This is a genomic window from Sphingobacterium sp. NPDC055431 (genome assembly GCF_053644255.1).
Map to the genome: position 1 here is coordinate 79106 of NZ_JBSHLH010000015.1, position 12090 is coordinate 91195.

Below are 12090 nucleotides of genomic sequence, written 5' to 3' on the forward strand. Positions count from 1 at the left end.
TAAATGAGTCAATATTTTACCAAATTTTCAATCTTGATTTCTAAATAACAGTAATTCAGTAGGATAGGGGAATAATAATCTCGTTAATATTAAAAAAGTTTTATTCATTTCAGTCAAATAACTATTAAATGGATGCTAATTATTATAAAATTTAACGTAGAAACTTATAATAGTTAACATTTCAACTTTTCTGTTACCTATTTGATAAAAATAATAGGTTACAGGAATTTATTTGTGAAATATTTAAGGTAAGTCTATATTTGTCGACTGTTTAACAAATTTTAACAGACTCTGTTTTAAAACTTTTAATTAATAGCAAAATTTATGAAACACAAATTACTCAGCTTAATTTTTGTGTTAACCTGCATGTTTAGTGTAGCGTTCGCACAAGATCGTCAAGTGAGTGGTAAGGTAACTTCGGTTACTGACGGAGCACCCTTAAGTGGTGTATCAGTAGCGCTAGTGGGAACTAGTATTGCTACTCAGACAGACGCAGATGGAGGTTTCACGATTACTGTAGCGGACGGTAAGACGGTATTGAACTTCTCATTTGTTGGATATACTTCCAAAAGAGTTGATGTTGCTAACCAAACAACAGCCAATGTACAATTAGTAGAAGATGAAATGTCTTTAGATGAAGTTGTCGTTGTGGGTTACGGTAGTACAACCAAAGAAGCTTTTACAGGTTCTGCAAAAAAGGTTGATGGTACGAAATTGCAACAAAAAAACACTTCAAACGTATCGCAGGCAATCGCTGGTGAGGTCGCTGGTCTTCAAGTAACCAATACTACAGGTCAGCCAGGTACTGCTTCAACAGTACGTATCCGTGGTTTTGGTTCGGTTAACGGTAACCGTGACCCATTGTACGTGGTTGACGGTGTGCCTTTCTCAGGTAACATTACTTCAATCAATAATGCAGATATCGATAATGTAACGGTATTGAAAGATGCTGCTGCAACTGCTATCTATGGTTCTAGAGGTGCTAACGGGGTAATCGTAATCACTACTAAAACTGGTAGAGGACAGAGCTCATTTATTGAAGCTGATGTTAACTTCGGTACAAACATGTCTTTATTGCCTCGTTATGATGTGATCAAATCCCCTGAAGAATATATCGGCTTAAGCTGGGAAGCTATGTACAACGAAGGTGTATTGGCTGGTGAAGACGGTGCTGCTTATGCTAACGAGTACTTATTCTCAGAAAGAGGTATCAATCCATTGAACAACCTTTGGAACGTAAGTTCAGTGTCTGATCTAATCGATCCTGTAACTAGAAAGGTTAAAAACAATGTAACTAGAAAGTTTGATCCTGAAAACTGGGAAGATCATGCTTTCCAAAACGCTGCTAGAACTGACATTAACGTTAGATTCGGTGGTGCATCAGATAAAACAAACTACTTTACCTCTTTCGGTTACTTAGGCGATAAAGGTTATTCAATCAACTCTGATTTCGAAAGATTTACAGGTCGTTTGAGCTTAGACCATAAAGTGACCGACTGGTTGACAGTGGGTATGAACACCAACTACTCGAAAGTAGAAAGAAATACAGGTGGTCAATCGGAAGATTCAGGAAGTATTTTCTGGTTCGTAGATAACATTCCTTCTATCTATCCTTTGTTTGAGCGTGATGAAAACGGAAACAAAATCGATGATAATATCTTCGGTGGTTATGTATACGATTATGGAACGAACTCAGGCCGTAAATTTGGTTCATTAACCAATGCGATCGCTGATGCAACTTATGACATCAAACGTCACAAACGTAATGAATTGAACGGTAGAGCCTATGTTAACTTCAATATCATTGATGGTTTGACATTTGAAAACTCCTTAGGTATCCAATACTATAACAACATCTACAATGACCGTGCAAACAAATTCTACGGAAGTTCTGCATCTCAAAACGGTTCATTGTACCAAAGTCGTACAGAGCTTAACTACTTCAACTTATTGAACTTATTGCGCTATAGAAAAGATTTCGGTGATCACTCATTGGAAGCATTGGTAGCACATGAGGCTGTTAAGTGGGAAAGCAATATCTTGAATGCTTCTGGTTACAACTTAGTGGACAACAACATCCTTGATTTCAATAACGTAATTGTTTCTAACCCAGTTAAATCGTACACTGAAGCTTATGCTTTGGAAAGTTACTTCGGACAGGTTAATTACGATTACAAAAATAAATACTACTTATCCGGAACAGTAAGAAGAGATGGTTCTTCTAGGTTCAAGAAAGATAAATGGGGAACTTTTGGTTCAGTAGGTGCTGGTTGGATTGTATCTAACGAAGACTTCATGCAAGACCAAGATATTTTCAATTTCTTGAAATATAAAGTTTCCTACGGTGTCCTTGGTGAGCAAGCTGGTGTTGGTTACTACCCAGGTTACGACTTGTACAGTGTAGATAACTTGAACAACAACCCTGCATTCTCATTCGTAACTAAAGGTAATGAGGACTTGACTTGGGAAACTTCCAAAATGTTCCAAACAGGTATCGAGTTCGAATTAGGTAACTATATCTCTGGTACAATTGAGTATTATGTGAAAAATACCGACAACTTAATCTTCGATAGAGGTGTTGGTCCATCAATCGGTTACCCTACAATCAAGGTAAACGACGGCCAGTTAAGAAACCAAGGTATCGAATTTGATTTAGTAGGTCACATCCTTAAAGGTCAAGATTACTATTTAGATCTAGGTATCAACGGTGAGAGTTTCAAAAACAAAATCACTAAAATGCCGATCGAACCTTCCACAAACTTACCTAAGGAAATTGATATCCAAGGGGTTTATGGATGGTCTAAAGATCACTCTCTTTACGATTTCTACATGAGAGATTTCGTAGGTGTGGATGCTGAAACTGGTGAGAGCCAATTCAAGGTATTCTATACGGACAACAATGCAAACGGTCAGTTTGACACTGGTGAGCAGATCACTTCATTGGCTTTGTTCGACAACCCAGAAAATAAAGAGATCAAAGAAGGAACTACAACAGTTTACTCTGAAGCAACTCAACATTATGTTGGTAAATCTGCTATCCCTAAATTAAGAGGTGCAGTGAACTTGAGAGCAGGTTACAAAGGTTTCGATTTAAGCGTACAGATGTTGTATAGCTTAGGTGGATATGCATATGACGGTGCTTACGCAATCTTGATGAACAATGATGTGATCGGTGGTAACAACTGGCACACGGATATGTTCAACAGATGGCAACAGCCTGGTGATATCACCAATGTTCCAAGATTGAATAATGACAATGATGTTGGTGTAAACTCTTCATCAACTAGATTCTTGACATCTGCAAATTACTTGATGTTGAACAACGTAAGATTAGGTTACAACTTCAAAACTAATGTGTTAGATGCTATCGGTGCAAAAGCATTAGGAATCTGGGTTTCTGCAGATAACTTGGCTATCGCTTCAGCGAGAAAAGGATTCAATCCTTCAACTCACCAAGCTGGTTCATCAAGTATGTACAGATACTCTCCTTTATCAACTGTAAGTGCAGGTTTAAGAGTTAAATTTTAATAGTTAGATAAACAATGAAAAAGTCATTAAATATAGTGTTGATTTCGTCCCTGTTGTTTACTGCTTCTTGTAGTAAAGACTTCTTGGATGAAAAACCAACAGAAGAACTTTCAACCGAACAGTTGGAAGAAGCTGCAAAACAAGACCCTGCTTTGTTAAAAGGTAATATTGCAGGTCTTTATTCAACCATGTACAATTTATTCTCTGCGCAAGGTGCCGCTGAAGAAAGTCATGACGACTTTGGTCAAAAAGGTTATGACATCTATACAGACATGTTGTGTTCTGATATGGTATTGGCTGGAAGAAACTATGGTTGGTATGATCAAATCGCGCGTTACATCACGACAACTGATTATACTAAATTAGAAGCTAGCCATGCTTGGAAATATTACTACAAGATCATTTTCGCTGCTAATACGGTAATTGATGCTTTGGGTGGTACAGATGTGGAAATTCCTGCTGAAGATATCGAACAGAGACATATTATGGGTCAGGCTAAGGCCATGAGAGCTTATTCGTATTTCTATCTAGCAAACTTATATGCTAAAGAATATGGTACTGGTTCTGAAATGATCTTGCCGATCTATACTTCTACTGATCAGCCTAACCAACCTTTGTCAAGTACCAAGGATGTATATGACCTGATTGTTTCTGACTTGAATACATCTATTGCTTACTTAGATAACTTCAACAGAACAAGTAAAGATCAGATCAACAAATACGTAGCAAAAGGTTTGTTAGCTTATGCATTAGGTGCTAGAGGTACACAAGCTGATTGGCAACAAGTAGTTACCTTGACCAATGATATTTTGACCAATGGAGGATTCCCTTTAACTACAAAACGTGAATCTGCTGCTATTCTAAATGAAAATGGTATTGTAACAAACCCTGAGTCAGGTTTCAACAACGTAAATACACCAAGTTGGATGTGGGGTGTTGACTTGACCTTAGCGAGTAACCTTGACTTGGTTTCTTGGTGGGGACAGGTAGATTACTTTACCTATAGCTATGCTGCTGCAGGTGACCCTAAAACTATCGACAAAGGTCTTTACGATAAAATTCCTGCTGATGACGTGAGAAAATCTCAATTCAACGCTAAAAACTTAATGCCACTCAACAAATTCTTCGCACCAGAGCGTAAAGCAATGGGTCAAAGAAATGTGGTTACGGATTATATCTATATGCGTGTGGATGAGATGCAGATCTTGAACGCTGAAGCTTATGCTAACTTGAACAATGCCGCTTCTGCTGCTGAGTCTTTGAAAAAAGTAGTGAGCCTAAGAAAAGCAGATGTAAACTATATTTCTAACCTTTCTGGCCAAGCTTTGAAGGATGAAATCTATTTACAGACTCGTATCGAGTTCTGGGGTGAAGGAAAAAGTTACCTAGCGATGAAACGTAATAAAGCGACCATCACTAGAGGTTCAAACCACCTTTCTTTCCCTGGTCAATCTTATAGATACAATGATGAGAAATTGACTTTCCCAATCCCTCAAGTGGAAATTCAAAATAACCCTCAAATTTAATAGACTAATTTTTGATTGCTATATAAGCCTTCAGGATTTCCTGAAGGCTTTTTTTATTTCCGAAAATTCTATCCCCCAGACAGCACTTTTCCCTCTTCGATGATCTTAAGGATATGGGGCAATTCCGCCCTGATTTTCATCTCCTCCTGATCGGGTTTTATTCGAGACATATTCGAGACATATTCGAGACATATTCGGGAATCATTCGGAAATCTCCACGGTATTTTCCGAAGATTTTCTGAAAAGGAACTGTGTAAGGATTGAGGCATGTAGCCAAAGTTCCGAATGTGTCTCGAATAAGAGTGGGTTGAATTTGGCAGTTCTTGAAATTAATAGATACAAAACTTGTTTTTCACCCTAGCTGTTTTTCATTATTCCCATTTCTGCTTAATAACTATCGGAATTTATACTAGAGCGCAATAAGCGAAGGTTAAAATTAATCTAAACAATAGATATTGTTTATGATTTCAGGTTTATTTTATTAATAATTTCCCTAAAATTAATAATTCCTACCTAATTATCTTGATTATGTTAAAAATATTAACGAAATTTAGAATATATAGTTAATAAAGTTATTTAGAGCCAATTTCAAGTTAATATTTAAACAAATATTAAGTATATATAAACTTTTATTACTAAACAATTAATTTATGAAACAAAGACTACTCAAATTTATTTTTGTGTTCATATGCCTGTGCGGTACAGCGTATGCACAAGAACGAGAGGTTACTGGGAGGGTAACTTCAGCGAGTGATGGAACGCCATTGGCAGGAGTGTCGGTGAGTGTGGTTGGTACTTCTGTAGCAACGCAGACTTCAAGTGACGGTACCTACCATATTTCAGCCAATGCAGATGCATCATTGCGGTTTTCTTATGTAGGATACCAGAGCCATACGGTGAAGGTTGCTGGCCGAAGCAGTATAAACATTGTGCTGAAAGGGGGCGATGAAGCCATTGAAGAAGTATTGGTAACTGCACAAGGTATTGAGCGAACAGCCAAATCCATTGGTTATGCAACCCAGAAGGTCGGTGGGGAAGACCTAGTTCAGCGATCGGAAACCAATGTCTTGAATTCATTGCAAGGAAAGGTTGCAGGGGTGACGATCGGAAGTGCTTCTGGTCAGCCAGGTTCTTCGACCAATATAAATATCCGTGGTATTACTTCCTTTGGTGGTAATAACCAACCTTTGATTGTTGTCGATGGGATTATTTTCAGTAATGATACCGATAACAGCCAGAATACCTTGTTTGGTTCTCAACCATCCAATCGTTTGAATGATATTCCGCCGGACAATATCGAGTCGATCAATATCCTGAAAGGGCCTGCGGCATCTGCACTATATGGTTCAAGAGCGTCGGCTGGGGTCTTGATGATCACGACCAAATCGGGTAAAGGCTTAGGCGGTAAGACCGAGGTAACCTTAAACTCTTCGATGAACTTCCAAAATGTAGGGTATCTCCCGAAATTTCAGGACATGTATGGACAGGGTTCACAGAACATCTATAATAATCAATCTACCCTTTCATGGGGACCAAGATTTGGAACCGTGGATGAAGTGATCCAAGGGGGTACAGGATTAACAGTTCCCTATAGAGCGTATCCAAACAATATTAAAGATTTTTATAAAACAGGATCTTTTTATCAAAATTCATTGAACCTTGCTGGGGGCGATGAGAAGTCCAATTTTGTTGCGGGTGTATCAAGTACCATTCAGAAAGGTATTGTTCCAGAAAGTAAGTACAACAGGCATACGGCAAATATTGGTGGAAACAGGAACTTGGAAAATGGAATTAAGATCAGTGGTACCATCAATTATGCGAAAACTAGCCAGCGCGGAGCAACCATGGGGAATGGTGGTAGTGCTTTTGGACAGATTACCCGTATCCCGGTTTCCTATGACTTACACGGGACTCCCATTTTAAGCCCTGCGGGACAGAGGCAGTATTTCTTGCCAACGCAAAACAGTCCATTATGGAGTATTCAGAATGAGTTTTTTCAATCCGAAGTAGACCGTGCTTATGGTAACTTGGTTGTGGGCTATGATTTCACGGATTGGTTGAGTGCATCCTATAGGGTGACTGCGGATACCTATTTTGACCAGAGGTCGCAGATCCAAAGGCCAGGTGCTGCCCGTGCACCGTTGGGTACCATCTATGAAGATACGAGGTTCAGAAGTGAACTAAATGGAGATTTGATGATCACGGCCAAGAAAGATGATATTTTTATGGAAGGCCTGGATGCAAACCTGCTTTTAGGTCAAAACATCAATAGTCGTTCTTATCGCTATTCAGGGGTTATTGGTAGTTCATTGGCTATTCCCATGTTTGACAATGTGAGCAATGCCTCTGTGTTTACCTCGTCTTATGCAGGAAAAACCTTGCGCAGATTGATCGGTTATTATGGTCAGTTGAGCTTAGGGTATAATGATTACCTATTCTTGGAATTGACCGGAAGGGCGGATCAATCTTCGACGCTTCCTGAAAAGAACAACACCTATTTCTACCCATCTGCCTCTTTAAGCTTTGTCCCTACAACCGCCTTTGAAAATTTACGAGGAGAAATCTTATCCTATTGGAAAATCAGGGGTAATGTGGCAAGAGTAGGCCGTGATGCCGATCCTTATCTGTTGAGTTCCGTTTATGGTCCAGCAGGATATGGTAACAATACGGCCAATATCACTTTCCCATTATCTGTTGGGGGTAGCAGTATTACAGGGTTTCAGATTGGAAGTACAATAGGGAACCCTGAATTAAAGCCTGAATTTGTGACATCCTATGAAGTGGGAACTCAATTGGGCTTGTTCAATAATAGAATAGACTTGGATTTTACCTATTTCAGTACCAGAAGTGCGAGCCAGATTTTTGATGTAGCGGTGTCAAATTCATCGGGATACAATTCCTTTACCTCGAATATCGGTGAAATGACAAACAGAGGTATTGAGGTTTTGCTAGGGGGATACCCAGTTCGAAAAGACAATTTTAGCTGGCATATCAACTTCAATTTTACCAAGATCAGAAATAATGTCGTTGCCATTTTTGGCAAGGACCCAGTCGGCGGTGATGAAGTGACCAGTACGGTAATTCCGGGTATCAATAGTTTTATCGGTATTGCACCGTCCATTGCTGAAGGGTATCCTTATGGTGTCATCGTTGGTGCGCAGCATGCCCGTAACGATGCGGGTCAGTTCCTGATCAATCCTGTAACCGGTGGATTTGCTCCTGCAATAGGAAATAGAGTAATCGCCAGTCCGCAAAAAGATTACACCTTAGGATTTACCAACACCATCAATTATAAAGGCTTAAGCTTAATGGCCTTATTTGATATCCAAAAAGGTGGTCAGATTTTCTCTTTCTCCCAAGTGGATATGCGCAGCGGAGGGATGGTAGATATCACAGCTGTAGACCGGGATAAGCCAAGGATCCTTCCGGGCGTTATCGAAATCAAGGATGCAGATGGAAACGTGACGGGATATAGACCAAATGATATACAGATCTCTTCACAAGCCTATTGGCAAGGCCTAGGCGGTATTGGTTCAGAGGCTGCGGTGTTTGATGCCACCTCTTACCGTTTGCGCGAGGTTTCCTTGAATTATACCTTACCAAACTCCTTATTGCAGAAAACTCCATTTGGACAGATATCCGTAGGGGTAAGCGGTAGAAATCTTTGGATGTTTGCACCGGGTTTCCCAGGTGATCCTGAGATGAATACACAAGGTGCCGGTAATGTTCAAGGTATGGACCTGAACGGTGCGCCCACCGCTAGAAATTATGGATTTAATCTAAGAGTTACCTTCTAAAAATTGAACAATGAAAATCATAAAAAATAATATACGGAAAATATCGGTTTTTGTTCTGTCGCTTTCCCTAGTCGGCTGTAGCAATTTCCTTGACGTCAATGATACACCAAATAACCCATTGAAAGTGCCTGCAGCGACTTTGCTGCCGACGGCGCTTGCAGGTACTGCATTTGCCAATTCCAATGAATTGAACAGGTTTGCCTCTACGATCATGAGTGTTACCGCTGGAGCTTCTGGAAGCCCTGCGGGTTGGGATCGCTATATTACGAGCGGTGATGATTTTGGTAACCAATGGTCCTATGAACTGTATGGTGGCGCCATGGTCAACTATCGTAAACTGATCGATGTGGCTAACCAAGATAATGGACCTGCCTATTCAGGTGTTGCCAAGATCATGTTGGCCCTAACTTTTGCTATGACCACCGATGTCTGGGGCGATGTGCCCTATTATGAGGCCTTGATAGGTGATCAGGGTAAAACCACACCGGTGTTAACCCCACAAAAGGATATCTATTTGGGCAATGTTGAAGGCTCCTTAGGAAACCTATTTGACTTGGTTCGCTCCGGTCTTGCAGACCTAGAAAAGGAGAGCCCATTAAGTCCTCGAGTGGATGATATCGTGTATGGCGGAAATATGGAAAGTTGGAAGCGTGCAGGAAATTCCCTGTTGTTGAAATTAGCCATGCAGATCAGCGCAGTAGAGCCGGCACAATCTAAGGCAATCCTACAGGAGATCATCAGCAAGAATTACTATATCAACAGCAATTCGGCAAACCTAGCGGTAAACTTTGGTGGACAGGTTGGAAGTCAGGCGCCCATCTGGACGTTGACACATAATTCCCTTTTCCAAAATGACCTGTTGATCAGTACCCGTTTCGTGACCCTATTGAACGATAAGAAGGACCCACGTCTTGAAAAGTTTGTGACAAAACCAACCGGTGAATATGTGACCTTAGACAATGGTTTTGCAGGTACGGCACCTCCATTTAATGACAGGTCTAAATATAATGTCTATGTAACTGGACAAAGTGGCGAGGGTCCGACACGTTTGATTACTTATGCGCAGACTTCTTTTATCATTGCTGAGGCCATCGTGCGTCATGGAATTGCTGGGGATGCTCAAGCTATGTATCAACAGGGGATTCGTGCTTCGATGTCGGATGCAGGGGTAACAGCCGCAGTAATTGATAAGTATTTTGTTGATAATCCTGCAGAAGTGACCTTGACAGGAACCGCTGCCCAAAGGATTGAGAAAATCATTACCCAAAAGTATATTTCCCTTTTCTCGAATGGTTTGGAACAATGGAACGATTGGAGACGGACCGGGTACCCTGTTTTGGCAGACCATCAAAATGCCGCTGGTATTGATGGAACCAGACCGGTGCGCGCAGTATATATATTTGCAGAACAGCAACGTAATCCAAATTTTCCACAGGGAAGTAATGTGCCAAATTCGAATGTAAAAGTATGGTGGGACGCTAATTAAACTTTAATCGATGAAAAATATAATCAATACAATCATAATAGCTCTTTTTGTCACGCTGTTTTCAGCTTGTAAAAAAGAGTATACAGAGCTATATAAGGATAATAGACCTGATATTCCGGTTACCTATGAAGGTGCCACAACGTATGGGTTTAACCCTTACATCACACAGCCGCTGAGTAAGAATGAGATCAGTTTTACGTTGACCATTCCATCAGGTTCTGGCAGGACGATTAAGGAAATTTCTAAGGTGTTGGCTGGAACGACAGCGGTTAATGCCGGTGGGGTGAGAGCGGGAACTTATATTGCTGCTCCCATTCCTGGAAATGGAAATAGGGCGGTCTTTAATACAACCATTGCTGCTTTTAAGGCCAGTAGTCCTGCTAATAGTGCTTTAGTTGAAAGGTTTGAAGCGAATGCTACGGCTTCTCAATTGCAGATTGCTTTTATGTTCCTGTTGAAACTGGACAATGACCAGGAAATTATACCTGTTCAAGCACAGGTTTGGTTGACTAAATAATGAATTCTTTACCAAACATAGATTAAAAAGAGAAAGGGGCAACAGATGTTGTCCCTTTCAAATTTCTATAGGATACCCTTATGCTTTGGCAGCTAGGATACTTAGTTCCTGTGCAACACGTCCTGCAATGTCTGCAAAAGCCTTTGCTACAGGTTCATCCTGATCTAAGGCAATTGGGAAGCCATTATCGCCAGCATCGGCCACAGATTTAACCAATGGAATCTCGCCTAAAAACGGTACTTGGTTGTCTGCTGCAAGTCGCTTGCCACCATCTTTTCCAAAAATATAATATTTGTTGTCCGGAAGTTCCGCAGGTGTAAAGTAGGACATGTTTTCAATAACCCCAATGATAGGCACTTTTACGCCTTCCATCTGGTACATGGCCATCCCCTTGATCGCATCGGCCAACGCAACTTGTTGAGGTGTTGTTACAATCACCGCTCCTGCAATAGGATAACTTTGAGCGGTAGTGATATGGATGTCTCCAGTGCCTGGAGGCATGTCCACGATCAGGTAATCCAGTTCTCCCCAATCCGTGTCGCCAAACAATTGTTTGATTGCCGAAGTTGCCATCGGACCTCTCCATGGGATAGGTTGGTTCGGGTCGGTAAAGAATCCAATGGACAATAGCTTTAATCCATACCTTTCGACAGGAACAATTCTGTTTTTACCGTCTGGACCTTGTGATGACTGTGGTTTTGCACCTTCCACACCAAACATCAATGGAACCGAAGGTCCATAGATATCAGCATCCAATAATCCGGTTTTTGCACCGGTATTTGCTAGGGCCAATGCCAAGTTTGCTGCAACGGTGGATTTTCCTACGCCACCTTTTCCAGAGGAAACCAAGATGATGTTCTTGATGTTTTTCAATTGGGCGGTATCAACAGCGCGAACCCTCGCCGTCATGTTGATTTCAACTTCTACTTCCTTGGAAACAAATAAGGCAATGGCGTTTCGGCAGGCATGTTCAATATGTCCCTTTAGCGGACAGGCAGGTGTGGTGAGTACCACATCAAATTTTATTTTATTCGGTAATATTTCAATGTTTTCGATCATGTTGAGGGTTACCAAGTCCTTTTTTAGATCTGGTTCTTCCACATGACCTAAAGCATGTAAAATCTGTTCTTTAGTAATCATGGATTTAAATTAATTTAACAAAATTAAAGAAAGAAGCTCAATATCTTGTCATAATGATGTTTTTAATGATTTTTGCATATTTTTACCATAATCTTC

The 12090-nt window shown here is 40.5% G+C and carries 6 protein-coding genes; 5 read left to right on the top strand and 1 reads right to left on the bottom strand.

Translation table 11 applies throughout. From position 1 onward, the window contains the following. Window positions 1–324: 324 nt before the first annotated feature. From ACWIB3_RS13665 to ACWIB3_RS13685, 5 genes are all read left to right on the top strand, one after another. Window positions 325–3528: a SusC/RagA family TonB-linked outer membrane protein gene (locus ACWIB3_RS13665; protein WP_454291889.1), complete on the top strand. Its 3204-nt coding sequence runs from the start codon at window positions 325–327 to the stop codon at window positions 3526–3528. Window positions 3529–3542: 14 nt separating this feature from the next. Further along, the gene (locus ACWIB3_RS13670) at window positions 3543–5054 is read left to right on the top strand and encodes a RagB/SusD family nutrient uptake outer membrane protein (protein ID WP_313189488.1); all 1512 of its coding nucleotides are present in this window, start codon (window positions 3543–3545) and stop codon (window positions 5052–5054) included. A gap of 650 nt (window positions 5055–5704) precedes the next feature. Beyond that, window positions 5705–8851 (top strand): SusC/RagA family TonB-linked outer membrane protein, encoded by a 3147-nt coding sequence (locus tag ACWIB3_RS13675; protein WP_454291890.1) that lies wholly within the window; start codon window positions 5705–5707, stop codon window positions 8849–8851. 10 nt (window positions 8852–8861) lie between these two features. Further along, window positions 8862–10337, top strand: coding sequence for a SusD/RagB family nutrient-binding outer membrane lipoprotein (locus ACWIB3_RS13680; RefSeq protein ID WP_313189486.1), 1476 nt, complete (start codon window positions 8862–8864; stop codon window positions 10335–10337). 10 nt (window positions 10338–10347) lie between these two features. Then, complete coding sequence (locus ACWIB3_RS13685) at window positions 10348–10854, top strand: hypothetical protein (protein ID WP_313189485.1); 507 nt, start codon at window positions 10348–10350, stop codon at window positions 10852–10854. 78 nt (window positions 10855–10932) lie between these two features. Here ACWIB3_RS13685 and ACWIB3_RS13690 read toward each other — a convergent pair whose 3' ends face one another. Further along, complete coding sequence (locus ACWIB3_RS13690; protein ID WP_313189484.1) at window positions 10933–11994, bottom strand: Mrp/NBP35 family ATP-binding protein; 1062 nt, start codon at window positions 11992–11994, stop codon at window positions 10933–10935. Between the last annotated feature and the right edge of the window lie 96 nt (window positions 11995–12090).

Excerpts from the sequence above, each read along its gene's own strand:
- ACWIB3_RS13685 (WP_313189485.1), top strand. The coding sequence starts at position 10,348 with ATGAAAAATATAATCAATACAATCATAATAGCTCTTTTTGTCACGCTG.
- ACWIB3_RS13690 (WP_313189484.1), bottom strand. The coding sequence starts at position 11,994 with ATGATTACTAAAGAACAGATTTTACATGCTTTAGGTCATGTGGAAGAA.
- ACWIB3_RS13665 (WP_454291889.1), top strand. The coding sequence starts at position 325 with ATGAAACACAAATTACTCAGCTTAATTTTTGTGTTAACCTGCATGTTT.
- ACWIB3_RS13675 (WP_454291890.1), top strand. The coding sequence starts at position 5,705 with ATGAAACAAAGACTACTCAAATTTATTTTTGTGTTCATATGCCTGTGC.
- ACWIB3_RS13670 (WP_313189488.1), top strand. The coding sequence starts at position 3,543 with ATGAAAAAGTCATTAAATATAGTGTTGATTTCGTCCCTGTTGTTTACT.
- ACWIB3_RS13680 (WP_313189486.1), top strand. The coding sequence starts at position 8,862 with ATGAAAATCATAAAAAATAATATACGGAAAATATCGGTTTTTGTTCTG.